At 60.7% G+C, this 26,991-nt stretch carries 22 protein-coding genes; 12 read left to right on the forward strand and 10 right to left on the reverse strand.

The features are described 5' to 3' along the window. The first annotated feature begins 189 nt into the window (after positions 1-189). Entirely contained in the window at positions 190-1,233 is a 1,044-nt protein-coding gene (locus tag EGY12_RS10725; protein ID WP_123893517.1) for a GMP reductase, read from the forward strand. 52 nt (positions 1,234-1,285) lie between these two features. Here EGY12_RS10725 and hofC read toward each other — a convergent pair whose 3' ends face one another. From hofC to nadC, 4 genes are all read right to left on the reverse strand, one after another. After that, positions 1,286-2,485 carry a protein transport protein HofC gene (hofC, locus tag EGY12_RS10730; RefSeq protein WP_123893520.1) on the reverse strand — a complete coding sequence of 400 codons (1,200 nt, stop codon included), beginning with the start codon at positions 2,483-2,485 and terminating at the stop codon, positions 1,286-1,288. After that, positions 2,482-3,924, reverse strand: coding sequence for a type II secretion system protein GspE (gene gspE / locus EGY12_RS10735; RefSeq protein ID WP_123893521.1), 1,443 nt, complete (start codon positions 3,922-3,924; stop codon positions 2,482-2,484). The genes hofC and gspE overlap by 4 nt, the downstream gene beginning before the upstream one ends. Positions 3,925-3,929: 5 nt before the next feature. Further along, positions 3,930-4,367, reverse strand: coding sequence for a prepilin peptidase-dependent pilin (gene ppdD, locus EGY12_RS10740; RefSeq protein WP_123893523.1), 438 nt, complete (start codon positions 4,365-4,367; stop codon positions 3,930-3,932). Between the two features lie 188 nt (positions 4,368-4,555). After that, the gene (gene nadC / locus EGY12_RS10745) at positions 4,556-5,446 is read right to left on the reverse strand and encodes a carboxylating nicotinate-nucleotide diphosphorylase (RefSeq protein WP_123893525.1); all 891 of its coding nucleotides are present in this window, start codon (positions 5,444-5,446) and stop codon (positions 4,556-4,558) included. An 84-nt stretch (positions 5,447-5,530) separates the two neighbouring features. On the opposite strand from nadC, the gene ampD reads away from it, so the two are divergent. Next, a complete protein-coding gene (gene ampD / locus EGY12_RS10750; protein ID WP_123893526.1) occupies positions 5,531-6,130 on the forward strand; it encodes a 1,6-anhydro-N-acetylmuramyl-L-alanine amidase AmpD in 600 nt (199 codons plus the stop codon). Continuing rightward, a complete protein-coding gene (gene ampE / locus EGY12_RS10755) occupies positions 6,127-6,981 on the forward strand; it encodes a beta-lactamase regulator AmpE (protein ID WP_123893528.1) in 855 nt (284 codons plus the stop codon). The genes ampD and ampE overlap by 4 nt, the downstream gene beginning before the upstream one ends. A gap of 60 nt (positions 6,982-7,041) precedes the next feature. Here ampE and hemL read toward each other — a convergent pair whose 3' ends face one another. Next, positions 7,042-8,331 (reverse strand): glutamate-1-semialdehyde 2,1-aminomutase, encoded by a 1,290-nt coding sequence (gene hemL / locus EGY12_RS10760; RefSeq protein WP_123893530.1) that lies wholly within the window; start codon positions 8,329-8,331, stop codon positions 7,042-7,044. Between the two features lie 174 nt (positions 8,332-8,505). Here hemL and clcA point away from each other — a divergent pair, with 174 nt between their 5' ends. Both clcA and erpA read left to right on the forward strand, forming a co-directional pair. Next, complete coding sequence (gene clcA, locus EGY12_RS10765; protein WP_123893532.1) at positions 8,506-9,945, forward strand: H(+)/Cl(-) exchange transporter ClcA; 1,440 nt, start codon at positions 8,506-8,508, stop codon at positions 9,943-9,945. Positions 9,946-10,034: 89 nt separating this feature from the next. Next, positions 10,035-10,379, forward strand: a complete 345-nt coding sequence (gene erpA, locus EGY12_RS10770) for an iron-sulfur cluster insertion protein ErpA (RefSeq protein WP_004932708.1) — start codon at positions 10,035-10,037, stop codon at positions 10,377-10,379. Between the two features lie 56 nt (positions 10,380-10,435). Here the strand turns inward: erpA and EGY12_RS10775 are convergent, their stop codons facing one another. The 4 genes from EGY12_RS10775 to mtnN all read right to left on the reverse strand — a co-directional run bounded on the left by EGY12_RS10775 (position 10,436) and on the right by mtnN (position 13,008). Beyond that, entirely contained in the window at positions 10,436-10,669 is a 234-nt protein-coding gene (locus EGY12_RS10775) for a hypothetical protein (RefSeq protein WP_123893534.1), read from the reverse strand. 215 nt (positions 10,670-10,884) lie between these two features. Beyond that, entirely contained in the window at positions 10,885-11,499 is a 615-nt protein-coding gene (locus tag EGY12_RS10780) for a TRIC cation channel family protein (RefSeq protein ID WP_038873529.1), read from the reverse strand. Continuing rightward, positions 11,499-12,284, reverse strand: a complete 786-nt coding sequence (btuF, locus tag EGY12_RS10785; protein ID WP_123895584.1) for a vitamin B12 ABC transporter substrate-binding protein BtuF — start codon at positions 12,282-12,284, stop codon at positions 11,499-11,501. The genes EGY12_RS10780 and btuF overlap by 1 nt, the downstream gene beginning before the upstream one ends. Positions 12,285-12,306: 22 nt before the next feature. Further along, complete coding sequence (gene mtnN / locus EGY12_RS10790) at positions 12,307-13,008, reverse strand: 5'-methylthioadenosine/S-adenosylhomocysteine nucleosidase (RefSeq protein WP_123893537.1); 702 nt, start codon at positions 13,006-13,008, stop codon at positions 12,307-12,309. A gap of 129 nt (positions 13,009-13,137) precedes the next feature. On the opposite strand from mtnN, the gene dgt reads away from it, so the two are divergent. Together dgt and degP are read left to right on the forward strand one after the other, a co-directional pair. Then, positions 13,138-14,655 (forward strand): dGTPase, encoded by a 1,518-nt coding sequence (gene dgt / locus EGY12_RS10795; protein ID WP_123893539.1) that lies wholly within the window; start codon positions 13,138-13,140, stop codon positions 14,653-14,655. A 179-nt stretch (positions 14,656-14,834) separates the two neighbouring features. Further along, on the forward strand, positions 14,835-16,274 hold the full coding sequence (gene degP, locus EGY12_RS10800) for a serine endoprotease DegP (protein ID WP_123893540.1): 1,440 nt from the start codon (positions 14,835-14,837) through the stop codon (positions 16,272-16,274). A 66-nt stretch (positions 16,275-16,340) separates the two neighbouring features. Here the strand turns inward: degP and barA are convergent, their stop codons facing one another. Next, positions 16,341-19,067, reverse strand: a complete 2,727-nt coding sequence (gene barA / locus EGY12_RS10805) for a two-component sensor histidine kinase BarA (protein WP_123893542.1) — start codon at positions 19,065-19,067, stop codon at positions 16,341-16,343. 66 nt (positions 19,068-19,133) lie between these two features. Here barA and rlmD point away from each other — a divergent pair, with 66 nt between their 5' ends. The 5 genes from rlmD to eno all read left to right on the forward strand — a co-directional run bounded on the left by rlmD (position 19,134) and on the right by eno (position 26,985). Then, positions 19,134-20,483: a 23S rRNA (uracil(1939)-C(5))-methyltransferase RlmD gene (gene rlmD, locus EGY12_RS10810; protein ID WP_123893544.1), complete on the forward strand. Its 1,350-nt coding sequence runs from the start codon at positions 19,134-19,136 to the stop codon at positions 20,481-20,483. A gap of 9 nt (positions 20,484-20,492) precedes the next feature. Next, positions 20,493-22,724, forward strand: coding sequence for a GTP diphosphokinase (gene relA / locus EGY12_RS10815; protein WP_123893546.1), 2,232 nt, complete (start codon positions 20,493-20,495; stop codon positions 22,722-22,724). Positions 22,725-22,827: 103 nt separating this feature from the next. Continuing rightward, positions 22,828-23,622, forward strand: coding sequence for a nucleoside triphosphate pyrophosphohydrolase (gene mazG, locus EGY12_RS10820; protein WP_123893549.1), 795 nt, complete (start codon positions 22,828-22,830; stop codon positions 23,620-23,622). A gap of 348 nt (positions 23,623-23,970) precedes the next feature. Continuing rightward, positions 23,971-25,608: a glutamine hydrolyzing CTP synthase gene (gene pyrG, locus EGY12_RS10825; RefSeq protein WP_004932674.1), complete on the forward strand. Its 1,638-nt coding sequence runs from the start codon at positions 23,971-23,973 to the stop codon at positions 25,606-25,608. An 81-nt stretch (positions 25,609-25,689) separates the two neighbouring features. Then, positions 25,690-26,985: a phosphopyruvate hydratase gene (eno, locus tag EGY12_RS10830; protein WP_004932670.1), complete on the forward strand. Its 1,296-nt coding sequence runs from the start codon at positions 25,690-25,692 to the stop codon at positions 26,983-26,985. Positions 26,986-26,991 lie beyond the last annotated feature (6 nt).

Genomic DNA, 26,991 nt, shown 5'->3' on the forward strand with positions numbered 1-26,991 from the left:
ATTTGTCGGATTGTAGCGTAAATAAAGGCGAATTCGCAGTCTTGTTCGGCGATTATTAGCGCGTATTATAACGTCACTGGAACTGGCATTAATCTCGCCGCCGCCTTTTCGCGTCAATGGAAAGCCGTCGGGCAGAGGTTCGAATATCCTCCTTGCGATCCGTCGCCATTAACCAGGAAATCATGAGTCATGCGTATTGAAGAAGATTTGAAATTGGGCTTTAAAGACGTGTTGATCCGCCCTAAGCGCTCCACGCTGAAAAGCCGTTCCGAGGTCGAACTGGAACGTCAGTTTACCTTCAAGCATTCAGGTTGCAGCTGGTCCGGCGTGCCGATTATCGCCGCCAACATGGACACGGTGGGCACCTTCCGCATGGCCGAGGCCCTGGCTTCTTTCGACGTTCTCACCGCCGTACACAAACATTACAGCGTCGAGCAATGGGCTGACTTCGTGCAGCGCAGTCCGGAATCGGTGCTGCGACACGTGATGGTGTCCACCGGTACTTCCGAGGCTGACTTCGCCAAAATGCAGCAGATCCTGGCTCTGTCTCCGGCGCTGAAATTCATCTGCATCGATGTGGCCAATGGTTACTCTGAACACTTCGTCGCCTTCCTGCAGAAAGCGCGCGAAGCCTGCCCGAATCACGTGATCTGCGCCGGCAACGTAGTGACCGGCGAGATGGTGGAAGAGCTGATCCTCTCTGGCGCCGACATCGTTAAGGTCGGCATCGGCCCGGGTTCAGTCTGCACCACCCGCGTGAAAACCGGCGTAGGCTACCCGCAGCTGTCGGCGGTGATCGAATGCGCCGATGCAGCCCACGGGCTGGGTGGCCAAATCGTCAGCGACGGCGGCTGCTCGGTACCGGGCGACGTCGCCAAAGCCTTCGGTGGCGGTGCTGACTTCGTGATGCTGGGCGGCATGCTGGCCGGCCACGACGAGTGCGAAGGCACTGTCGTGGAAGAAAACGGCGAGAAGTTCATGCTGTTCTATGGCATGAGCTCCGAGTCGGCGATGAAACGCCACGTCGGCGGCGTCGCGGAGTATCGCGCGGCCGAAGGCAAAACCGTCAAGCTGCCGCTGCGGGGCGAAGTGGAGTTCACCGTGCGCGATATCCTCGGCGGCCTGCGTTCCGCTTGCACTTACGTCGGTGCCGAGCGCCTGAAAGAGCTCACCAAGCGCACTACCTTTATCCGCGTCGCGGAACAGGAAAACCGGGTCTTCGGCAGCAAATAAGCCGCACCTTGCATTCGGGCGCAGCGCTTCGCGGCGCCCGCTATTCTCTGCTTTATCCCAGCACGCTGCCCAGTTGAAAAATAGGCAGGTACATGGCGATCACCAAAGCGCCGACAATCCCGCCCACCACCAGCATCAGCAGCGGCTCCAGCGTTTGAGCCAGCGTGTCGGCCAACTCATGCGTTTGCCGTTCGTACCACTGCGCCAATTTATCCAGCAAGGCGTCCAGCGAACCGGATTCTTCGCCCACCCGCACCAGCTGCCGGCATAGCGGCGGAAACAGCGGTTGCAGGCCCAGGGCATGATGAAACGCCTCGCCTTCGGCGATCTGCCGCTGCACCTGCTCCAGTGCCTGTTTGTACAGCAGATGATCCGCCGCCAGCGCCGCCGCGTTTAAGCCTTCCACCAGCGTCAGCCCCGCGCGTTGGGTCATACTCAGGATGCGAAATGTTTGGCTCAGCGCGCCGCCGCTCACCAGCCGGGCGATCAGCGGCAGGCGTAACAAGGCCGTCTGTTCACGTCGGCGCCACGGTGGGCGCGGATGCAGCCAGCGGCAATAGCCGAACACCAACGTGCCGAGTAGCAGCACCAGGTAGGGGCCAACGGCGATCAGCAGCGTGGAGAACCCCAATAACCCTCGGGTAAACCAGGGCAGCGGCGCATCGAACGATTGATAAACCTTGGCGAACTCCGGCAGCACCATCACCAGCATCAGCACGCTGACCAGCAGCGCCACCGCACAGATGAAAAGGGGATAGCGCAGCGCTTTGGTCACCTTGCGGCGCAGCAGTAGCTGGGCTTCCTGCTGTTGCGCCAACTGCAGGCAGCAGCGATCGAGGTTGCCGGTCAGTTCACCGATGGCGATCAGCTGACGATAGATAAGTGGAAAAATTCCCTGTTGTTCGGCGAGGCTTTCGGAGAGCGGCTGCCCTTCGCGCACTTGTTCAGCCAACTGGCGCAACAGACAGCGCCAGGCCGCCGAAGGATGGTCTGCTGCCAGTAGCTGCAGCGCATTGAGCAGCGGTAACCCGGCTTGCAGCAGAGTGGAAAGTTGGCGGGTGAAGTGGATTAGGGGCTCTCCGTGCCACTGGCCGGGCGTGATGCGTTTACCGTGCCCGATCCGCCAAGGCTGCAGACCTTGTTCGATCAGTAACTGGCTCACCTGCCGTTTTTCATCGCTCATCAGTTCGCCGCGGCGCAAGGCGCCCTGAGCGTCGAAAGCTTGCCAAAGAAACAGCCGGTGCGTTTTCATGGTGTGGTTACGCCGAGCTGGGCGACGTCGACCACGCGGTACAGTTCTTCCAACGAGGTTGTGCCTTCGCTGGCTAGCGTCAGCCCGGCCTGCAGCAGCGACTGCTGCCCCTGCTCGCAGGCGATATCCGCGAGTTGGCTGGGAGTGGCGTTCGCCAGCAACGCCGCCTGTATTGCAGGCGTAATGGCCAACAGCTCATACACGCCGATGCGCCCATAGTAGCCGCCGAAGCAATGTTCGCAGCCGTCGGCGCGCCAGGCAATCAGCGGTTCCGGCCAGATCGCGGCGGGGAAATGCGTCGGCTGGCTGTGCGGATAGCGGCAGTGACGACACAGCCTGCGCACCAGCCGCTGCGCGATGACCAGCTTCAGGCAGCCGGCGAGCAGGTAGCCGGGGATGCCTATGTGCCTCAGGCGCGTCAGGGTTTCGCCGGTGGAGTTGGTATGCAGCGTCGACAGCACCAGATGGCCGGTTTGCGCGGCCTTGACCGCAATCTCTGCAGTTTCAGCATCGCGGATCTCGCCGATCATGATGACGTCCGGATCCTGGCGCAACAGGGCGCGTAGCACCCGGGCGAAGCTCAGCTCGGTTTTGGCGTTGATCTGAGTTTGATTAACGCCAAACAGCGGGATCTCAACCGGATCTTCGACGCTGCACAGATTGCTTTGCGCATCGTTCAGCTGACGCAGACCGCTGTATAGCGTCACCGTCTTACCGCTGCCGGTCGGGCCGGTTACCAGGATCAAACCTTGCGGGCAGGCCAGCGCCGTCGCGTAGCGCGCCAGATCCGCCCGGCTCATGCCCAGTTGATCCAGTGGGAGTTCCTGTTGCTCGCCCTGCTGAACGCGCAGCACCACCTTTTCGCCGTGTAGCGTCGGCAGGGTGGCGATACGCATGGCATAGTGCGCGCTGTCCAGCGTCAGGCTGAGTTGCCCGTCCTGAGGCTGACGGCGCTCGGCGATATCCAACTGGCCGAGGATCTTCAGTCGGGCGATGAGCCGTGCGGTCAGCTGCGGCGGTGGTGAGGTGAGGGTTTGCAGCACGCCGTCGATGCGCAGGCGAATGCGAAAATGCTGTCGAAAGGGCTCGAAGTGAATGTCCGAGGCGCGGCGCTGGATGGCCAGGCGCAGCGTCTGGTTGATGAACTGCACCACCGGCGCATCGCCGTCGTCGGGGTAGGCGATGTCAACGGTGTCTTCTTCGGCTGCCAGCGGCGCAGGCAGCGAATCGTGGCGTTGGTTCAGCGCCAATTCCAGCCTGGCCGCCGGCCATTGCTCCAGGTGGATGCGTTTACCGGTGGCGAAACGCAACGCCGCCAGCAACCCTTGGGGCGCTTCTTCACAGAGTGCGATCGTCAGGGTGGTCGGATCTTCGTTCAGCGCCAGCGCTTGATAGCGCCGGCACAGGGCGTGAACCTCTTCGCTGATTTGTGCGTTCATCGCTGTTACTCCGCCGCGTTGTCGAAGCGGAAGACTTCCTGGCACACCTCAACCAGCGTTGCGTTTTCGCTGCTGCACAGCCGGCTCCAGCGGGTCAGCCCATCGGCGTTCGCTTTGGGGGTTAATGCCACCGCCAGCCCTTGCAGCGTTTGGGTGCCGGTCAGAGTGATCACGCCTTTGACAACTTTCACCCCGCTGACGTAACGCGACGTGCCGCCGGTGGGAATACCTTTGCTGCCGGCCTCACAGCTGGCGGGGGCGCCTTCGTCCAGCACGCACAGTTCGACCGCCAGTTTATACGGCGCCATGGTTTGCAGCATGTCGGTCATCGCCGCTTTCTGGATGTAGCGCTGGTAGGCAGGGATGCCGATGGCGCTGAGGATGGCGATGATGGCGATGACCACCATCAGTTCTATCAGGGTAAAGCCACGTTGCGTTTCCATGCGTTGTCTCCTCCATAGGGTGTGGAAGACAACGGTAGCGACTTGCTTGGGGGCGCGGCGAGGGGCTTTTGCGCGTTTCTCGGCGGGCTTCCATCGCTAATGATGTTGTTTGCAGCGGTGAAAAAAACGGTGCGAGGGGCTTCGCAATTTTGCGGTAATGCCCCCGGCAAAGGCCGGGGGAGAGGAAATCACTTGAAGCGCATCGACAGATCGAGTGCGGTCACATGTTTGGTCAGCGCGCCGACCGAAATGTAATCCACGCCGGTCTCGGCGAAGGTGCGCAGTGTCTCGCTGGTGACGTTGCCGGAAACCTCCAGCTGGGCGCGCCCTTGTGTTTGGGCGACCGCCTGGCGCATCATCTCGACGCTGAAGTTGTCCAGCATGATGATGTCGGCACCGGCGTCCAGCGCCTGCTGCAGTTCATCGAGCGATTCGACTTCCACTTCCACCGGCACGTCGGCGTGTAGCCAGAAGGCTTTTTCCACTGCGTTTTTGATAGAACCGGACGCGATGATGTGGTTTTCCTTAATCAGGAAAGCGTCGGACAGCCCCAGCCGGTGGTTGCTGCCGCCCCCGCACAGCACGGCGTATTTCAGCGCGGTGCGCAGGCCGGGCAGGGTCTTGCGGGTATCGAGCAGGCGAGTTCGGGTGCCTGCCAGCAGGGTTACGTAGCGGCTGACCTCGGTCGCTACGCCGGAGAGCGTCTGCACGAAGTTCAGCGCGGTGCGTTCGCCGGTCAACATGACTCGCGCCGGGCCGCGCAGCCGGCAGAGCGGTTGGTTCGGCGTCAGACGGTCGCCGTCTGCCACCAGCCACTCTACCTCCACCTGGTTGCCCAACTGAATAAAGACTTCGTTCAGCCAACGGCGGCCGCAGAACACGCCGGCTTCTCGGGTGATGATGGTGGCTTCGGCCTGTTTGTCCGCCGGTAACAATTGCGCGGTAATATCGCGCTCGGCGTCGACTTCACCCCCCAGGTCTTCGCGCAGCGCCTGGGCGACGGCATAGGGAATATCACTTTCAATTCGTTCAAGAAGCTCGGTGCGGCGACTGTCGGCACTGTAGCGGCGTGTCGGCATGGAAAACTCCGAAATGGACGGTTAGATCGTAGGGGAACATGCTACTCTGTTGCAGGAATAAGTACCACCGCAGAGAGGTGTCTGATGCAGTTGGAAAATGGCTGGATTGTCGGGGTGACGCGAGTGGTCTCGCCGCACTGCGATCGGCGTCCGGATGACGAGCCCCCCTCGCTGCTGGTCATCCACAATATCAGCCTGCCGCCCGGCGAGTTCGGCGGCCCCTATATCGACCAGCTGTTTACCGGCACGCTCGATCCCGCGCAGCACCCCTATTTCGCCGAAATCCATCAGCTGCGGGTGTCGGCGCACTGTCTGATCCGCCGCGACGGGGCGATCGTGCAGTACGTGCCCTTTGACCAGCGTGCCTGGCACGCGGGCGTTTCCCTGTATCAGGGGCGCGATCGGTGCAACGATTTCTCCATCGGCATCGAGCTGGAAGGTACCGATCGAGTGCCTTATACCGAGGCGCAATACCGCACGCTACAGGCAGTCACTGCGCTGCTGGCCGAACGTTATCCGCCGCTGGCTGCGCACATCGCCGGGCATTGCGATATTGCCCCCGGCCGCAAGACCGATCCCGGGCCGGCATTCGATTGGGATCGCTATCTGGCATCTGTGGAACAACGCGGCGCGCCCGTCGACGCTATGCTTGAGACAAGAAAAAGGGAGGGAAATCGCAAATGACGCTGTTTACGCTGTTGCTGGTTTTGGCCTGGGAGCGCCTGTTCAAGCTGGGGGAACACTGGCAGTTGGACCACCGTCTTGAAGTGGTGTTTCAGCGGCTGCATCGGGTTTCGCTGGCGCAAACGCTGGCGATGACCGCCGCCTGGATGGTTGTCGTCTGGGGCATTCTGTGGCTGTCGCACGGGTTGTTCTTCGGCGTGGTGACGCTGCTGCTGTGGATCGTCATCGACCTGCTGTGCGTCGGCGCCGGCATCAAGCGCAAACACTACCGCGCCTACCTGAAAGCGGCGCGACAGGGCGATACCCACGCCAGCGATCAGATGGCGGAAGAGCTGGCGTTGATCCACGGTCTGCCGGTGGACTGCAGCGAAGAGGTGCGCCTGCGCGAGCTGCAAAACGCACTGCTGTGGATCAACTTCCGCTATTACCTGGCGCCGCTGTTCTGGTTCGTGGTCTTTGGGCCTTACGGGCCGATCGCGCTGGCGGGGTATGCCTTCCTGCGCGCCTATCAAACCTGGCTGGCGCGCCACAATACGCCGCTGGAGCGTTCGCAGTCGGGCATCGATCACCTGCTGAACTGGCTGGACTGGATCCCGGTGCGTTTGGCTGGGGTGGCCTATGCGTTGTTCGGCCACGGCGAGCGGGCGTTGCCGGCCTGGTTCGCCTCGCTGGGGGATCGGCATTCGTCGTCGTATCAGGTGTTGACCCGGTTGGCGCAGTTCTCGCTGGCGCGCGATCCGCATATGGACCCGGTGCAAACGCCGCGGGCGGCGGTGACGCTGGCGCGCAAGGTGACGATGATCATCGTGGTGGTGGTAGCGCTGTTGACCATTTACGGCACGCTCCTTTAAGCGGCAGCGAAAAACAAAACGGGCGCCGAGGCGCCCGTTTTTTTGGCCATTCGACCGGGATTACAGCTTGGCGAAGCAGCGACGCGCGGCATCGATGGTGCGCTGGATGTCTTCCTTGCTGTGCGCCACGGACATGAAGCCCGCTTCGAAGGCGGACGGCGCCAGATACACCCCTTCCTCCAGCATCAGGTGGAAGAAGCGCTTGAAGCGTTCCACGTCGCACTGCATCACGTCCTGATAGCAGGTGACCGCCGGCGCATCGGTGAAGAACAGGCCGAACATGCCGCCGACGTTGTTGACCACCAGCGGGATATTCTCTTCCTTCGCCGCATGCAGCAGGCCTGCGGCCAGCATTTCGGTCAGTTCGGTCAGCGTCTGGTGTACGCCTACCTGCGAGACTTCGGTCAGGCAGGCATAGCCCGCTGCCATGGCGATCGGGTTGCCGGACAGGGTGCCTGCCTGGTAGACCGGGCCGGTCGGCGCCAGCGCGTCCATCACGTCACGGCGGCCGCCGAAGGCGCCCACCGGCATGCCACCGCCGATGATTTTGCCGAGGCAGGTCAGATCCGGCTCGACGCCGTAATAGGACTGTGCGCCGGCCAGCGCCACGCGGAAGCCGGTCATCACTTCATCGATGATCAAGAGCGCGCCGTATTTGTCGCACAGCGCGCGCAGGCCCGGCAGGAATTCCGGCAGCGGCGGCACGCAGTTCATGTTGCCGGCAACCGGTTCGACGATGATACAAGCGATCTCGGATGGGTACTGCTCGAAGGCGGCGCGCACCGAATCCAGGTCGTTATAGATACAGGTCAGAGTGTGTTTGGCGAAATCGGCCGGCACGCCCGGCGAGTTCGGCTGGCCGAGGGTCAGCGCGCCGGAACCGGCTTTGACCAGCAGGCAGTCGGCGTGGCCGTGATAGCAGCCTTCGAACTTGATGATTTTGTCGCGGTTGGTGTAGCCGCGCGCCAGGCGGATGGCGCTCATGGTGGCTTCGGTGCCCGAGTTCACCATACGTACCATGTCCATCGTCGGCACCAGCTCGGTGACCAGCTGCGCCATTTTGACTTCCATCTCGGTCGGTGCGCCGAAGCTCAGGCCGCGCTGCGCCGCTTCGATTACCGCGTCGCGGATCGCCGGGTGGTTATGTCCCAACACCATCGGCCCCCAGGAACCGACATAGTCGATATAGGCCTTGCCGTCGGCATCGAACAGGTAAGCCCCGTCTGCCCGCTCGATAAACAGCGGCACCCCGCCTACGCCGGTGAATGCACGCACCGGAGAGTTCACCCCACCGGGGATCAACTGTTGCGCCTGGGCGTACAGACTTTCGGACTTACTGTGTAGGCTCATAAATCGGCTCCTGGATTCTCTTTTGAATGATTTGACCGCGCTATTCTAGAGGAGAGCGCCGCGTTATGAAACGATCACAGTCAGATACCATTAACGGCAGCGCCCGCCACCGGGTTGGGGTAGAATAACCGCCTTGCCTATTTGTATTACAAATTACCTGACGAATTACTCGCTATGACGGAATCACAATCACAGCCAGTCGGGACGTTGAGCCCGCGTCTTAGCCGCAGCGATGCGGTGCGTCAGTTTATTCGCCGCGATAAAACCCCGGTGGCGATCCTGGTGATGGCCGCGCTGGTGGGGACGCTGGCCGGTTTGCTCGGCGTGGCCTTCGATAAGGCGGTGGAGTGGGTGCAGCAGCAGCGGCTGGCTTCGTTGGCGCAGGTCGCCGACTCCTGGCTCCTGGTGTGGCCGCTGGCGTTTATCCTGTCCGCCGCACTGGCGGCGTTGGGCTATTACCTGGTGCGGCGCTTTGCGCCTGAGGCGGGCGGTTCGGGCATTCCGGAGATTGAAGGCGCGCTGGAAGAGCTGCGGCCGGTGCGCTGGTGGCGCGTGATCCCGGTGAAATTCATCGGCGGCATGGGCACGCTGGGGGCGGGCATGGTGCTGGGGCGCGAAGGGCCCACGGTGCAAATGGGCGGCAACGTCGGGCGCATGGTATTGGATGTGCTGCGCATTCGCGGCGCCGAGGCGCGTCATACGCTGCTGGCGACCGGAGCCGCCGCCGGGTTGTCCGCCGCGTTCAACGCGCCGCTGGCCGGCATCTTGTTCATCATCGAAGAGATGCGGCCGCAGTTTCGCTACAACCTGATCTCGATTAAAGCGGTGTTTATCGGCGTTATCATGTCGAGCGTGGTGTTCCAGCTGTTTAACGGCCAGGGATCGGTGATCGCGGTCGACAAACTGTCTTCGGCGCCCATCAATACCCTGTGGCTTTATCTGGTGCTGGGGGCGATATTTGGCGCGGTGGGCGTGGGGTTCAACGCGCTGATCTTCCGCACCCAAGACATGTTCGCGCGCCTGCACGGCGGCAGAATGCGCAATATCTTGCTGATGGGCGGGTTGCTCGGCGGCGTGTGCGGCATTCTGGGGCTGATCCAGCCGGAGGCGGCGGGTGGCGGCTTTGGGCTGATCCCGATCGCCGCAGCGGGCAATTACAGCGTCGGCATGTTGATGTTTATTTTTATCACCCGCATCTTCACTACGCTGCTGTGCTTCGGTTCCGGCGCTCCGGGCGGCATCTTTGCGCCGATGTTGGCGCTGGGTACGCTGTTCGGCACCGCTTTTGGGCTGGCGGGGGCGCATCTGTTTCCGCAGTACGGCATCGAGGCGGGCACCTTCGCCATCGCCGGCATGGGGGCGCTGTTCGCCGCGACGGTGCGCGCCCCGCTGACCGGTATCGTGCTGGTGCTGGAAATGACCGACAACTACCAACTCATTTTACCGATGATCATCACCTGCCTCGGCGCCACGGTGGTGGCGCAGCTGCTCGGCGGCAAGCCGCTGTATTCGTCGATCCTGGCCCGTACGCTGCAAAGGCAGGAGGCGCAGCTGGCGCGGGAAGTGGCGGAGAAAACAGGTAAGGAAAATACAACAAATGCGGTGAATACTTGAACGCAACACTCAGGTATCGGATAATCGTTAATATTAATCAGGCAGCCATAGTCGCGATCTGATGCTGAACAATGTTGGGAGTAAAGAGTATGAGTGATCAAACGGCACTGCCCCTGCAATTTACCGAGGCAGCAGCAAACAAGGTTAAATTCCTGATTGCTGACGAAGAAAACCCGAACCTGAAATTGCGGGTTTACATTACCGGCGGCGGCTGCAGCGGATTCCAGTACGGCTTCACTTTTGACGACAAGGTCAACGATGGCGACATGACCATCGAGAAGCAGGGCGTGGCGCTGGTGGTCGATCCGATGAGCCTGCAGTATCTGGTCGGCGGCTCGGTGGACTACACCGAAGGGCTGGAAGGGTCGCGCTTCGTGGTGACCAACCCGAATGCCAAAACCACCTGCGGTTGCGGTTCGTCGTTCAGCATCTGATTTGATCTGTCAGAATATCAACCCGCTCGCCTTCCGGCCGGCGGGTTTTTTTATGCCTACCATTCCACGAGGATCACTTCCGCACCGTTCTCCTGTGCCGGTGGGCTGTGGATGATGTTCGGCTGCGCCGTCGCGTGGCTGCATTCGGCCTGTGGTACGGTGGTCTCGAGGCGCACGGCGCATTGCGGTTCAATGGTCAGGCTGATGCCGATCTGGCCGCTGACGGCATCGGCGTGCGCGGCGCCACTCAGCAGGGCGCCACAGCAGGCAAGCAGAGTTTTTTTCATCATTGCGGAAATAGTCATCCGTAAGCCATCTTGTGATGACTTATCGGCAAAAAGTTAAAAAGTTTTAACGGCGCGGGGAAGGGATTAACCTGCAGATAACAGAATTTTACATCGTCACTGCGCTATTTTTCGGGCGAAAAGAATACCACCAACCCCGTTTGTAGTCTAATAAATCACCAAATGCGGCGTTGCAAAGCGTCGCCCCGCAGGGCGACGGCTCAGCGTTCGAGAATAAAAGCGGGCAATTTGAGGTGCCAGCGGATGGCCGCCAGCCGAATGGCCAGGGTGATGATCATGCCCAGCATCATGGCCTGTTGCAGCGGCATGTGGAAAGTGTAAAACGCCGTGGCGTGCACGATGCCGCCGATGATGCAGGCGGTGGCGTAAATTTCGGTGCGCAGGATCATCGGGATCTCGCGTGCCAGCACGTCGCGGATGATGCCGCCGCCGACGCCGGTGATCACCCCCATGCAGATTGCCACCAGCGGGCCGGTGCCGGCCGCGAACGCCTTGTTGACGCCGATGCCGACGAACACCGCCAGCCCGACGGCGTCCAGCACCGGCAGCACCCACTTCGGCAGACGGCGCGGTTGGCGCACCAGCAGCAGCGTCAAGACGCAGGTGATCATCGCCACCACCAGATCGGTGGGATCCTTGACCCAGAACACCGGGCCATTAGCCAGCGCCATGTCGCGGATGGTGCCGCCGCCGACCGCGGTGACCACACCCAATACCAGCACGCCGAACGGATCCATGCGCAGCTTGCCGGCCAGCAGCACGCCGGAGACGGCGAATACCGCCGTGCCGAGAATATCCAACCAGAACACCAGCATCAGCGAATCTCCGCCAGCTGGCGGCACAGCTGTTGCGCCGCCAACACAATGCGCGGCCCGCCGCGGTTGAACCAGTCTTCGTTCAGCGCGATCACCGGCACCTGCAGCTGCGGGGCCCAGAAGGCTTTCACATTGGCGGCTTCTTTCGCGCCCCCGGTGATGACGATGGCCTGCGGCTGGCGCGCCAGCACCTGCTCGCGGCTGATCTGCGGCCAAGGGGTGCGGCTGTCGGCGAAGACGTTCTGCCCGCCGCACAGCGCCAGCACCTGGCTTTGCAGCGTGGCACCGGCGCTGGTGAACAGCGGCTGGGTGCCGAACTGCAGCAGCACGCGCCGCGATGGGTTAGCGGCATACTGTTGCCTGAGAGCGACGAACTGGCGGCGAAGCCCTTCCGCCGCCTGATGCGCCTGCTCCGGGTGCGGGCTGTATTGCGCCAGCTTGTCCAGCAAACCGGCGATCCCTTCGAGGTTGTCCGCGTCCGCATAGAAAATCGGGATGCCGAACGCGGCGAGCTGATCCAGCACGCGCTGCGGGTTACCGCCGCGCCAGGCGAGGATCAGGTCCGGCTTCAAGGCCAGCACCCGCTCCAGATTGATGCCCTGCCAGGAGGCCACCTGCTCCAGCTTGGCAGCCTGCGGCGGATAATCGGAATAGGCGCTAGCCGCCACCAGCACATCGCCCATGCCGGCGGCATAGGCGAGTTCGGTCGCGTTGGGCGCCAGGCTGATCACCCGCTGAGCGGCGCCGGCCGGCATGGCCAGCCAGAGCGCCAACAGACAGAGCATCGAGGTGAAGCGCAGCCTCACATCAACCGCGCTTGGCCAGGGTTTGCAGCATGGCGTTGACCATCAGCGTAGACTGCTTGGCCGCTACCACCAGAAACTCGTCGAAGCTCATGTGCGACTCGCTGTCGGCGACGTCGGAAATGGCGCGCACCACCACAAACGGTGTACCGAAGAGATGGCAGACGTGGGCGATCGCTGCGGCTTCCATCTCCACGGCGGCGACGCGCGGGAAGGTGGTGCGAATGCGCGCCAGCGGTTCGGCGCCGTTGATGAAGGCGTCACCGCTGCAGATCAGGCCGCGCACGGCGTGCAGATCCAGCTGTTTGATGCAGCTTTCCGCCAGCGCGATCAGCGCGTCGTCGGCGACGAACGCCGCCGGGCAGCCGGCCATCTGGCCCGGCTCGTAGCCGAAGGCAGTGACGTCGGCGTCGTGGTAGCGCACTTCTTCCGACACCACGATATCGCCCACGCGCAGCGTGCTGGCCAGGCCGCCGGCGGAACCGGTGTTGATCACCAGGTCCGGGTTGCAGTGTTCCAGCAGCAGGGTGGTGCCCATGGCCGCAGAGACTTTGCCGATGCCGGATTTCAGCAAGGCCACTTCAACGCCGCCGATCTGGCCGGTGTAGATTTCGCAGCCCGCGCGCTGGATGGTTTGACGGTTTTCGATTTGATCGCGCAGCAGGGTGACTTCCTGCTCCATTGCGCCGATGATGCCTACTTTCATAAATAACACTCGCTGATTGGCCGTGAGAATTGCGGCATAGTCTATCATGGCTGTGTATGAGAGATAATGCGTTGCATCCTCTGCCGGGAATTGTTATCACGGGGGCAGGGCGCAACGGCGGAGAAACAGATGTCCGGGATCGACTTCAAGCAAAAAATCAGCTTCCAACGGCCTTTCAGCAAACCGATCGAGGCCGAGGAAGAGTACGACATCGTGCGGCAGTTCGAGAGCGATCGCGGGCGCATCGTCAACTCGGCCGCCATTCGCCGTCTGCAGCAAAAAACCCAAGTGTTTCCGCTGGAGCGCAACGCGGCGGTACGCAGCCGCCTGACGCACTCGATGGAGGTGCAGCAGGTTGGGCGCCACATCGCCAAAGAAATCCTCAACCGCTTCAAACAGGCGGGGAGAATTGATGAGCTCGGCCTGACCCGGCTGCTCGATCCGTTTGAAAGCATCGTGGAAATGGCCTGCCTGATGCACGACATCGGCAATCCGCCGTTCGGTCACTTCGGCGAGTCGGCGATCAACGACTGGTTCGCCCAGCGGCTCGATCCCGCCAGCTGCGGCAGCGAGCCGGGCAGCCACGATCGCTGCCAGGTGGCGACGCTGCGCCTGCATGAAGGGGAGAGCGATCTGAACCGGCTGCGCAGCCGGATCCGTCAGGATCTCAGCCACTTCGAGGGCAACGCCCAGGCGATCCGCCTGGTGTACAGTCTGCTCAAGCTCAACCTGACCTATGCGCAGGTCGGCTGCATTTTGAAATACACCCGCCCGGCCTACTGGGCGAGCGACATCCCCGCCAGCCACAGTTACCTGATGAAAAAGCCCGGCTACTATCTGGCGGAAGAGGCCTTCGTCGATCGGCTGCGGCGCGAGCTGCACATGGGCGAGTTCGATCGTTTCCCGCTGACCTATATTATGGAGGCCGCCGACGATATCTCGTACTGCGTGGCCGATCTGGAAGACGCGGTGGAGAAGAGCATTTTCACCGTCGAGCAGCTGTATCAGCACCTGATTCAGGAGTGGGGCGAGGTGGTGCCGGGCGACCTGTTCGACAAGACCGTCGCCAGCGCGTTTCGCAAGATCGATCGCGGCGGCGCGCGGCGCAGCGCGGAAGATCAGTTCTTCATGTATCTGCGGGTGTTTACCGTGGCGCGGCTGGTGCCGCACGCGGCGCAGCGCTTTATCGACAATCTGGACGCGGTCTATCAGGGCAGTTTCAATCAGGCGTTGCTGGAGGACTTCAGCCCGGCGTACCGGCTGCTGAAAATATTTAAAAATGTGGCGTTCAAGCACGTGTTCAACCACCCGGAGGTCGAACAGCTCGAGCTGCAAGGCTATCGGGTGATCAGCGGCCTGCTGGATATTTACAGCCCGCTGTTGGCGATGTCTCTGGCGGACTTCAGCCAGCTGGTGCGCGAGGACAGCCATCGCGCTTACCCGATCGAAACGCGCCTGTTCCATAAGCTGTCCACCAAGCATCGGCTGGCGTATGCGGAGGCGGTTGAGGGGCTGCAGCATTTATCGCCGGAGCAGCAAGCCATTCGGGAATATTATTTCCGCGCGCGTTTATTGCAGGACTATATCAGCGGAATGACCGACCTTTACGCCTATGATGAATATCGTCGATTGATGGCGGCGGAATAATTAATCTGAAGAATAATTTTAGCAATTCCAATCGGTTGACTGTCTCGAGTTTTGTAAAGACGGACAATATTTGTTTACTATTGCCAATCATCTGTGCCGGAACTTCGGGCTATTAATTAACTCTGAATAAGCACGCAAGACGGCCATTCCTTTTGAACGACTTTATAAGAGACACACAGATGAAAAAAACCGCATTAGTTCTGAGCGCACTGGCATTCAGCATCGGTATGGCGATGGGCCCGATTACGGCCAGCGCCGCCGAAACCGCCTCTTCCAGCACCCAACAGTTGCCGAGCCTGGCGCCGATGCTGGAAAAGGTGATGCCTTCCGTGGTGAGCATTAACGTTGAGGGCAGCACCACGGTCAATACGCCGCGCATGCCGCAGCAGTTCCAACAGTTCTTCGGCGAAGATTCGCCGTTCTGCCAGGACGGTTCGCCGTTCCAGGGCTCACCGATGTGTCAGGGCGGTGAACAGCCTGGGCCGGATGGCCAGCCGCAGGGCACACAGCAGAAATTCCAGGCGCTGGGCGCCGGGGTGGTCATCGATGCCGCCAAGGGCTATGTGGTGACCAATAACCACGTGGTGGACAACGCCAACAAGATCCAGGTGCAGCTGAGCGACGGTCGCCGTTTCGACGCCAAGGTGATCGGCAAGGATCCGCGCTCCGATATCGCACTGATCCAGCTGAAAGACTTCAAGAATCTGACGGCGATCAAGATGGCGGACTCCGATCAGCTGCGCGTCGGCGATTACACCGTGGCGATCGGCAACCCTTACGGGCTGGGTGAAACCGCCACTTCGGGTATCGTATCTGCCCTGGGGCGCAGCGGCCTGAACATCGAAAACTACGAAAACTTTATCCAGACCGATGCGGCGATCAACCGCGGTAACTCCGGGGGGGCGCTGGTTAACCTGAACGGCGAACTGATCGGCATCAACACCGCGATCCTGGCGCCGGACGGCGGTAACATCGGTATCGGCTTCGCCATTCCGAGCAACATGGTGAAAAACCTGACGGCGCAAATGGTCGAATATGGCCAGGTGAAACGCGGCGAGCTGGGCATCATGGGTACCGAGCTGAACTCTGAGCTGGCCAAGGCGATGAAGGTTGATGCGCAGCGCGGGGCCTTCGTCAGCCAGGTGATGCCGAAGTCTTCCGCGGCGAAGGCGGGCATCAAGGCCGGCGACGTAATTGTCACCATGAACGGCAAGGCTATCTCCAGCTTCGCCTCGTTCCGGGCGGAGATCGGCACGCTGCCGGTCGGCAGCAAGATGTCGCTGGGCATCATTCGCGACGGCAAGCCGGTGACGATTGACGTCACGCTGGAGCAAAGCGCGCAGACTCAGGTGGCCTCGGGCAATATCTACACCGGCATCGAAGGCGCCGAGCTGAGCAACACCCAGGTCGGCAACGTGAAGGGCGTCAAGGTCGACAGCGTGAAAGCCGGCAGCGCTGCGGCGCGCATCGGCCTGAAAAAGGGCGACGTGATCCTGGGCGTGAACCAGCAGCCGATCCAGAACCTGGGTGAGCTGCGTAAAATCCTCGACAGCAAGCCGTCGGTGCTGGCGTTGAATATTCAGCGCGGCGAGAGCCAGCTGTATCTGCTGGCGCAGTGATAGGCGCCAGTCGTTAAAAAACAAAGGCACGCTGCGGCGTGCCTTTTTGCGTTATGGCCTGAGGATTCAGGCGGGTTGCGCCAAATGCGCGCGCGCCGCGTGGATCACCAGTTCAATCTCATCCAACAGTTCCAGCCATTCCGGCTCCAGCTCGTCGTTGGTGATGCCCTGACGCAGCTGCCGCTCGAGGTAGAAACACAGCTGCTTGAGGCGCGGCACGCCGCTGTAGCTGCAGCTGCCGTGCAGCTTATGGACCAGATCGAGGATTTCGTCGTCAGGCTGGCCGTCGAGCAGCGCCTGCACCCGCTCGCGCACCTGCGGCAGAAAATCGAGCAGCATTTGTAGCAAATCGCGCGCCAGGTCCGGTTTGTTGGCCGCCTGACGCAGCGCCAGCGGCCAGTCGAGCGACAACGGCGTGTCGTCGGCGATGGCGTTTTCCATTTCGCCGCTGTGGTAGCGCGACAGCACGCGGGTCAGCATTTTTTCGTCGATCGGCTTGGCCAGGTAGTCGTCCATTCCGGCCTGCAGCAGATGCTCGCGCTCGCCGCTGGCGGCGTGCGCGGTGACGGCGACGATCGGCGTGGAGTTGTGATGCGGCAGTTGACGGATCAGCTCGCTGGCGTGAATGCCGTCCATCTTCGGCATCTGAATGTCCATCAGGATCAGATCCAGCACGTTGTCGCGCGCCAGCGCCAGCGCTTCCTCACCGCTCTCGCACAGCAGGGTTTTCTCTACCTGTTCCCCCAGCAGCGTACCGATCAGCTTGAGGTTGGCCGGGTTGTCGTCAACCGCCATCACCGTCAGCGGCAGGCGTTTACGCACCGGCTGCGCGGTGAGGCGTGCTGGCGTTTCCATCCGGAGCAGAGGGAACAGTCGGGTGCTGGTGATCGGCTTGATCAGGCAGCCGAGCGCGCCTTGTTGCTTGAGCAGCTCGGCGTCGATCTGCGCCTGGCACGGCAGCGCCAGAATCACCCGATCGGCCAGTTTCAGCGAAGCCAGCAACTTGTCTTCGTGCTGCGCCATGTTGGCGCGGAACGGAATCGGCACGCCGGCCAGCAGGAAGTCATAGTGGCCTGGCGGCAGCTGGCCCAGCGTCGGCGAGTGGGTGATCACCAGCTGCGTGACGCTGAGCATGTTGAGCGTCGCCTGTGCCGCCGTCGGGTTGGATTCGACGTAGGCCAGCGTTTTGCCGTTCAGATCCGGCAGGCTCGGCGCCAGCGACAGCATGCCCTCGTTCAGATCCAGCGTGATGTGGAACCAGAAGGTCGAGCCGCGGTTCAACTGGCTGTGGAAGCAGATATCGCCTCCCATCTCTTTTACCAGCTTTTGCGTGATCACCAGCCCCAGCCCGGTCCCGCCGTGGCGGCGGGAGATGCTGGCGTCCGCCTGACGAAACGCCTGAAACAGCTGCGACTGCTGGCGTTCGGAGATGCCGATGCCGGTGTCGTGGATCTGCACTTCCACTTCCACCCGGCGATCCAGCTGTTTGCGCAACTCGACGCGAATGTCGATGTTGCCGGTTTCGGTGAACTTGATGGCGTTGCCCAGCAGGTTGGTGATGATTTGCTGCAGGCGCAACGAGTCACCGATCACCTGCTCCGGCACATCGTTGTGCACATCCAGCGTCAGCTCCAGCCCCTTCTCGTGGGCGCTGGGGGCCAGCAGCACCACCACTTCGTCCAGCGTTTCACGCAGGGCGAACGGAATATGCTCCAGCACCAGCTTGCCGGCCTCCAGTTTGGAGAAGTCCAGCACGTCGTTGATGATGGTCAACAGGTTGTTGGCCGAGCGTTCGATGGTCTGCAAATAGTCGGTTTGGGTCGCGCTCAGATCGGTTTTCAGCATCTGGCGGGTGAAGCCGATCACGCCATTGAGCGGGGTACGCAGCTCGTGCGACATGTTGGCCAGGAATTCGGACTTGATGCGCGCCGCCTCCTGCGCGCGTTTTTTCGCCAGATCCAGCTCGACGTTCTGGATCTCCATCTGCTCTAGGGTTTCACGCAAGTCGGAGGTGGCCTGATCGATGTTCTGCTGCATCTCTTCGTGATAGGCGGTGAGCGACATCGCCATCGAGTTGATGCCGTTCTTCAGCATGTGCAGCTCGCCCAGCATGTAGCCTTCCACGCGGCTGTCGAGCTGGCCGCGGCGGATGCGGTCGACGGTGTTCACCATGTTGCGGATCGGGCCGGTCACGTCGCGCATCAGCCGGTAAGCGAACAGGATGGCGATGCACATGCACAGCAGCAGCAACAGGGTCGAGACGAACACCTCTTTATATTGCTGCAGCCGCACCGACTGCAGATCCAGCTCGATGGCCACATAGCCTAGGTTGTTGTCGGGGTGGCTGCCGCCGTCGGCGGTTTCATCCGGATACTGGCTTTCCGACAGGATCGGCGTACGCAGGATCAGCGAATCGCCGCGTCGGGTAAGCATCAGCTCAGTGGGCAACGGCACACCTTTAGGCAGCTGCAGCTGAGCAAAGTTGTGATGATAATTGGAGGTGACGAACAAATTGTTCTGCGCATCGAACACGGTGATCGAACGCACGATGTCCGAATGGCGTCGGTGTAACAGGCTGACCAACTGCCTGACCGATTCGCGGCTGCGGAACGTCATGCCGTACTCGCTGGCCACCGCCAGCGGCTCGATGATGCTGGCGCCGGCATCGACCAATTGCTCCTGCAGCTCGTTATAGCGGTGCACCACGAAGAAGGTGCTGAGCAGTAAACCAATCAGCAAGGTCGGGGCCAGAATCAGGATCATCATGCGTGCACGCAGGCTGTATTTGGTCATGGGATTCCAATGTGGGAGAATTGACAGCTGACACTAGCTTAATGAACCAGCACACAATCGACAAATATGGCGCAATTCTACTCTCCCAAACGCCGCGTGACGACCCGGCAGAGCTCACAAATCTTCACCGTGACGGTGAGCGATCTCGATCCTTTCGGCCAGGGCGTGGCGCGCCACGACGGCAAAGCGGTGTTCGTGCCGGGCGTATTGCCGGGCGAGCAGGCGGAAATCCAGCTGACCGAAGACAAACGCCAGTTCGCCAAAGGCAAGCTCAAGCGCCTGCTGAGCCGCAGCCCGCAGCGGGTGGCGCCACGATGCCCGCATTTCGGCGTGTGCGGCGGCTGCCAGCAGCAACATGCGGATGAGGCGCTGCAACAGCAGAGCAAGGCGGCGGCGCTGGGGCGCATGATCGCCCGCGAAACCGGGGTGACTCCGCAGCAGGAGCCGGTGATCGCCGGCCCGGAATATGGCTATCGCCGCCGCGCCCGCCTGAGCCTGGCGTGGCAACCCAAGCAGCAGCGCCTGATGATGGGCTTTCGGCAGGCGGCCTCCAGCGAGCTGGTGGCGGTGGAGCACTGCCCGGTGCTGCGGCCTGAGCTGGAGCAGCTGCTGGCACCGGTGCGCGCCTGCCTGAGCGGGCTGCAGGCGGTGCGGCGGCTGGGGCATGTGGAGCTGGTGCTGGCGGACAACGGCCCGCTGCTGGTGTTGCGCCATCTCGACGCGCTGAAAGAGGTGGATAGGCAGGCGCTGTTGGCGTTTGGCGAGCGGGAGAACGTCGCCGTTTATCTGGCGCCGGACAGCGATCGCGTGGAGAAACTGTGCGGTGACACGCCGTATTATCAGGTTGACGGGCTACGCTTAGACTTCAGTCCGCGCGACTTTATTCAGGTCAATGACGCCGTAAACCAACAAATGGTGGCGCAGGCCCTTGAATGGCTCGATATTCAACCCAATGATCGGGTGCTGGACCTGTTCTGCGGCATGGGCAATTTCACCCTGCCGTTGGCGCGCCGCGCCGCAGCGGTGGTAGGCATCGAAGGTGTTGCCACGCTGGTAGCGAATGGGCAATATAATGCACATAAGAATAAGCTGAATAATGCATCGTTCTTCCACGAGAATCTGGAGGACGACGTTGAGCGGCAACCTTGGGCAGCACAAGGGTTTGATAAGGTGATGCTGGATCCCGCCCGTGCCGGTGCGGCCGGGGTGATGTCACATATTGTAAAACTGGCGCCGGCGCGGGTGGTTTATGTTTCCTGTAACCCCACCACGCTGGCTCGCGACAGCAAAGTGCTGTTGAGCGCCGGTTATCGTCTTGCGCGCGTGCGGATGTTGGATATGTTTCCGCACACGGGGCATCTTGAATCAATGGCGCTGTTTATCAACGAGCGCGCGCCAGAGGTCGCTGCAAAGTAGGGAGAAGTTATGGTTGCGGTAAGAAGTGCACATCTGAATACGGCGGGTGAGTTCGCTCTCGATGAGTGGATCGCCAGCTTGGGGCTACCTAACCCGCAGTCATGTGAGCGATTGGCCGCAACCTGGCGTTATTGTGAGCAGCAGACCCAAAACCATCCCGATGCCTCGCTGTTGTTGTGGCGCGGCCTGGAGATGGTGGAAATCCTCTCGACGCTGAGCATGGACAACGACAGCATGCGCGCCGCGCTGCTGTTCCCGCTGGTAGACGCCGGCATCGTGCAGGAAGAGACCCTGACCGAAGCGTTCGGCAAGGGCATCGTCGCGCTGGTGCACGGCGTGCGCGACATGGATGCCATTCGCCAACTGAAAGCCACCCAGAACGACTCGATGGCCTCCGAACAGGTCGACAACGTGCGCCGCATGTTGTTGGCGATGGTGGAGGATTTCCGCTGCGTGGTCATCAAGCTGGCGGAGCGCATCGCCCACCTGCGCGAGGTGAAAGATGCGCCGGAAGACGAACGCGTGCTGGCGGCGAAAGAGTGTTCCAACATCTACGCCCCGCTGGCCAACCGGCTCGGCATCGGCCAGCTGAAGTGGGAGCTGGAGGATTTCTGCTTCCGCTACCTGCACCCGGAAGAATACAAGCGCATCGCCAAGCTGTTGCATGAGCGCCGCATCGATCGCGAACAGTTCATCGACGATTTCGTCGCCGGGCTGCGCGCCGAGATGGCTAAAGAAGGCATTCGGGTGGAGATCTACGGCCGACCGAAACACATCTACAGCATCTGGCGCAAGATGCAGAAAAAACACCTGGCGTTCGACGAACTGTTCGACGTGCGCGCGGTGCGCATCGTGGCGGAGCGCCTGCAGGATTGCTATGCGGCGTTGGGCATTGTGCATACCCACTTCCGCCATCTGCCGGACGAGTTCGACGACTACGTCGCCAACCCGAAACCCAACGGCTACCAGTCGATCCACACCGTGGTGCTGGGGCCGCGCGGCAAAACTGTCGAGATTCAGATCCGTACGCGGCAAATGCATGAAGACGCCGAGCTGGGTGTGGCCGCGCACTGGAAGTACAAAGAGGGCGCGGGGGTTACCGTGCGCTCCGGCTACGAAGAGCGCATCGCCTGGCTGCGTAAGCTGATCGCCTGGCAGGAAGAGATGGCGGACTCCGGCGAGATGCTCGACGAAGTGCGCAGCCAGGTGTTCGACGATCGGGTCTATGTATTTACCCCGAAAGGCGACGTGGTAGATCTGCCGGCCGGCTCCACGCCGCTCGATTTCGCTTACCACATTCACAGCGACGTCGGTCACCGCTGTATCGGCGCCAAGATCGGCGGCCGCATCGTGCCGTTTACCTATCAGCTGAAGATGGGCGATCAGATTGAGATCATCACCCAGAAGCAGCCGAACCCGAGCCGCGACTGGCTGAATCCGAACCTGGGCTACGTCACTACCAGCCGCGGGCGCTCGAAGATCCACAACTGGTTCCGCAAGCAGGATCGCGACAAGAACATTCTCGCCGGACGCCAGATGTTGGACAACGAACTGGAGCATCTCGGCATCAGCCTGAAAGAGGCCGAGAAGCTGTTGATCCCGCGCTACAACATGAACTCGCTGGACGAGGTGTTGGCGGCGATCGGCGGTGGGGACATTCGCCTGAACCAGATGGTGAATTACCTGCAGGGCAAGTTCAACAAACCGAGCGCCGAAGAGCAGGATCGCGAGGCGCTGCGCCAGCTGGTGCAGCAGAAAGCGCCACCGCCGACCCGTAACAAGGATAACGGTCGGGTGGTGGTGGAGGGCGTGGGCAATCTGATGCACCACATCGCCCGCTGTTGCCAACCGATCCCGGGTGACGACATCGTCGGTTTTATCACCCAGGGGCGCGGCATCTCGATCCACCGTGCGGACTGCGATCAACTGGTCGATCTGCAATCGCACGCGCCGGAGCGCATCGTCGATGCGGTATGGGGCGAAAGCTACTCCAGCGGTTATTCGCTGGTGGTGCGCGTGATGGCCAACGATCGCAGCGGGCTGCTGCGCGACATTACCACCATTTTGGCCAACGAAAAGGTCAACGTGCTGGGGGTAGCCAGTCGCAGTGACACCAAGAAGCAGTTGGCCACTATCGACATGGATATCGAAATCTACAACCAGCAGGTGCTGAGCCGGGTGCTGGCGAAGTTGAACCAGCTGCCGGACGTGATAGACGCCAAGCGTCTGCACGGCAACTAAGCCCACGTCGCCTTTCGGGCCGTATCGATAATGGATGCGGCCCGAAATCCATGTATTCGGCGGGCGCCCCCATGCGCCTCCATTCTTTCTCAGAGATTTTTTTATGACCCAATCCACTCCGCTGCAGCACCTGCTGAACATCATGAAAACGCTGCGCGATCCGCAGACCGGCTGCTCGTGGGACCGCAAGCAAACCTTCGCCACCATCGCGCCTTACACGCTGGAAGAGACTTACGAAGTGCTGGACGCCATCGAACGGCAGGACTACGCCGATCTGCGCGACGAGCTGGGCGATTTGCTGTTCCAGGTGGTGTTCTACGCCCAGATGGGGCAGGAACAGGGACTGTTCGATTTCGATGAGGTGTGCACCGCTATCAGCGACAAGCTGGAACGCCGACATCCGCATATCTTCGGTGACGCTGAGGGCGGAGACAGCGAAACCGTGGCGGCGCGCTGGGAGCAGCTGAAGGCCGGCGAGCGCGCCGAAAAAGCGCTGCACTCGGTGCTGGACGACATTCCGCAGGCGCTGCCGGCGTTGATGAAAGCGCACAAGATCCAGAAACGCTGCGCCTCGGTCGGTTTCGACTGGAACACGCTGGGGCCGGTGTTGGACAAAGTGTACGAAGAGATCGACGAAGTGATGCACGAAGCCCGCCAGGCAGTGGTTGACGAGAGCAAGCTGGAAGAGGAGATCGGCGATCTGCTGTTCGCGACGGTGAACCTGTCGCGCCATTTGGGCCACAAGGCGGAGAATGCGCTACAGGCGGCGAACCGCAAGTTCGAGCGCCGTTTCCGCCAGGTGGAGGCGATCGTCAAGCAGCGCGGGCTGCGGCTTGAAGACGCCACGCTGGAGCAAATGGAAGAGGCCTGGCAGCAGGTGAAACGTCAGGAAAGCTAAGCCACCGCCGCAATGTTGATCGCCGACAAGGTTCGCTTAAGCTGAAACGGTTAAGCTTGCGATCAGGTTAGAGACGCATGGCTGCCAGCGGCAGCAAAAGGGCAACAAACTGAAATCTAAGGCGTTTTATCGCTCCTGAGGGGCGGTAAAAAGAAACTTTCTCTGCTAACTCTTTGTTTTACCTGGAGGGTTTATGCGGCGCCGGCGGAGTAAACCCTGATGAACACGGGAGGGCGGCCGAGATGATGGACAGCAAAACGATCGTTTGTAGGTCAGGAGAGGTTCGGGTATACTACTTTCCCGTCCTGGTTCTTCCATCGTCTTTAAACCTAAACTCTCAGGTTCAGCATGACAACTAATTATATTTTTGTGACCGGCGGGGTCGTATCCTCTCTGGGTAAAGGCATTGCCGCAGCCTCTCTGGCGGCTATTCTTGAAGCCCGTGGCCTCAACGTTACCATCATGAAACTGGACCCGTACATCAACGTGGATCCGGGCACCATGAGCCCGATTCAGCATGGGGAAGTTTTCGTCACCGAAGACGGCGCAGAAACCGATCTGGATTTGGGTCACTACGAGCGCTTCATCCGCACCAAAATGTCGCGTCGCAACAACTTCACCACCGGCCGCATCTACTCCGACGTGCTGCGTAAAGAACGCCGCGGCGACTATCTGGGCGCGACCGTGCAGGTCATTCCGCACATCACCAACGCGATCAAAGAGCGCATCATCGAAGGCGGCGAAGGCCACGATGTGGTGCTGGTGGAAATCGGCGGCACCGTCGGCGATATCGAATCGCTGCCGTTCCTCGAAGCCATCCGTCAGATGGCGGTGGAAGTGGGCCGCGAGCACACCCTGTATATGCACCTGACGCTGGTGCCGTACATGGCGGCGGCCGGTGAAGTGAAAACCAAGCCGACCCAGCATTCCGTAAAAGAGCTGCTTTCCATCGGTATTCAGCCGGATGTGCTGATTTGCCGTTCCGATCGCGCGGTTCCTGCTAACGAACGCGCTAAAATCGCGCTTTTCTGCAACGTACCGGAAAAAGCGGTTATCTCTCTGAAAGACGTTGATTCTATTTATAAAATCCCAGGCCTATTGAAATCTCAGGGGCTGGACGATTATATTTGTAAACGATTCAGCTTGAACGCACCGGAAGCCAACCTGGCCGAATGGGAACAGGTGATCTACGAAGAAGCCAATCCGGGCGGCGAAGTGACCATCGGGATGGTAGGCAAATACGTTGAGCTGCCGGACGCTTACAAGTCGGTGATTGAAGCGCTGAAGCACGGCGGGCTGAAAAACCGTTTGACCGTGAACATCAAGCTGATCGATTCGCAGGACGTGGAAACCCGCGGCGTGGAAGTGCTGAAAGGGCTGGACGCGATCCTGATCCCGGGCGGCTTCGGCTACCGCGGCGTGGAAGGCAAAGTGATGACCGCACGCTATGCACGCGAGAACAACATTCCTTACCTGGGTATTTGCCTGGGCATGCAGGTGGCGTTGATGGAGTTCGCTCGCAACGTGGCGGGCATGGAAAACGCCAACTCCACCGAGTTTATGCCAGACTGTAAGTACCCGGTGGTGGCGTTGATCACCGAATGGCGCGACGAAGACGGCAACGTCGAAGTGCGCAGCGAAGAAAGCGATTTGGGCGGCACGATGCGCGTAGGTGGCCAACAGTGCAACCTGAGCGACAACAGCCTGGTGCGTCAGCTGTACGGCGAACCGACCATTGTCGAGCGTCACCGTCACCGTTACGAAGTTAACAACATGCTGTTGAAGCAGATCGAAGCCGCAGGGCTGCGTGTCGCCGGTCGTTCCGCCGACAACAAGCTGGTCGAGATCATTGAACTGCCGAATCACCCGTGGTTTGTAGCCTGTCAGTTCCACCCGGAATTTACGTCTACGCCGCGTGATGGGCATCCGCTGTTCGCCGGCTTCGTGAAAGCCGCTGGCGAGCATCAGAAGCGCCAGGTGAAATAAAATATTTGGTAGGCGGCGCGCGGTGAGAACCGCGCGCTGTTTGTCTGGAGTTTTAGTTTAACTTGTACTGAGGAAAACCTAATGTCCAAAATCGTTAAAGTCATCGGTCGTGAAATCATCGACTCTCGCGGTAACCCGACTGTTGAAGCCGAAGTTCATCTGGAAGGCGGTTTCGTAGGCCTGGCTGCTGCGCCGTCAGGTGCTTCTACCGGTTCCCGCGAAGCGCTGGAACTGCGTGACGGTGACAAGTCTCGTTTCCTGGGTAAAGGCGTACTGAAAGCCGTTGCTGCAGTAAACGGTCCGATTGCTCAGGCAGTACTGGGTAAAGATGCCAAAGACCAGGCGAACATTGACAAGATCATGATCGAGCTGGACGGTACCGAAAACAAATCCAACTTCGGCGCCAACGCCATTCTGGCGGTTTCCCTGGCCGCAGCGAAAGCGGCCGCAGCCTCTAAAGGCATGCCGCTGTACGAGCACATCGCTGAACTGAACGGTACCCCAGGCAAATTCTCCATGCCACTGCCGATGATGAACATCATCAACGGCGGCGAGCACGCTGACAACAACGTCGACATTCAGGAATTCATGATTCAGCCGGTTGGCGCGAAAACCCTGAAAGAAGCGGTGCGCATCGGTTCTGAAGTGTTCCACCACCTGGCGAAAGTTCTGAAAGCCAAAGGCATGAACACCGCAGTAGGCGACGAAGGCGGCTACGCGCCAAACCTGGGTTCCAACGCCGAAGCGCTGGCGGTTATCGCTGAAGCGGTAAAAGCGGCGGGCTACGAACTGGGCAAAGACGTGACTCTGGCGATGGACTGCGCGGCTTCCGAATTCTACAAAGACGGTAAATACGTGCTGGCCGGCGAAGGCAACAAAGCCTTCACTTCCGAAGAGTTCACTCACTTCCTGGAAGAGCTGACCAAACAGTACCCAATCGTGTCTATCGAAGACGGTCTGGATGAATCCGACTGGGCGGGCTTCGCTTACCAGACCAAAGTTCTGGGCGACAAAATCCAGCTGGTTGGCGACGATCTGTTCGTTACCAACACCAAGATCCTGAAAGAAGGCATTGAGAAAGGCATCGCTAACTCCATCCTGATCAAATTCAACCAGATCGGTTCTCTGACCGAAACGCTGGCTGCTATCAAGATGGCGAAAGACGCTGGCTACACCGCGGTTATCTCTCACCGTTCCGGTGAAACCGAAGACGCAACCATCGCCGATCTGGCGGTAGGGACTGCGGCTGGCCAGATCAAAACCGGTTCTATGAGCCGTTCTGACCGCGTTGCGAAGTACAACCAACTGATCCGTATCGAAGAAGCGCTGGGTGACCGTGCGCCGTTCAACGGCCTGAAAGAAGTTAAAGGCCAGTAAGTTCAG

Source organism: Serratia sp. FDAARGOS_506, from assembly GCF_003812745.1.
Classification (GTDB): domain Bacteria; phylum Pseudomonadota; class Gammaproteobacteria; order Enterobacterales; family Enterobacteriaceae; genus Serratia.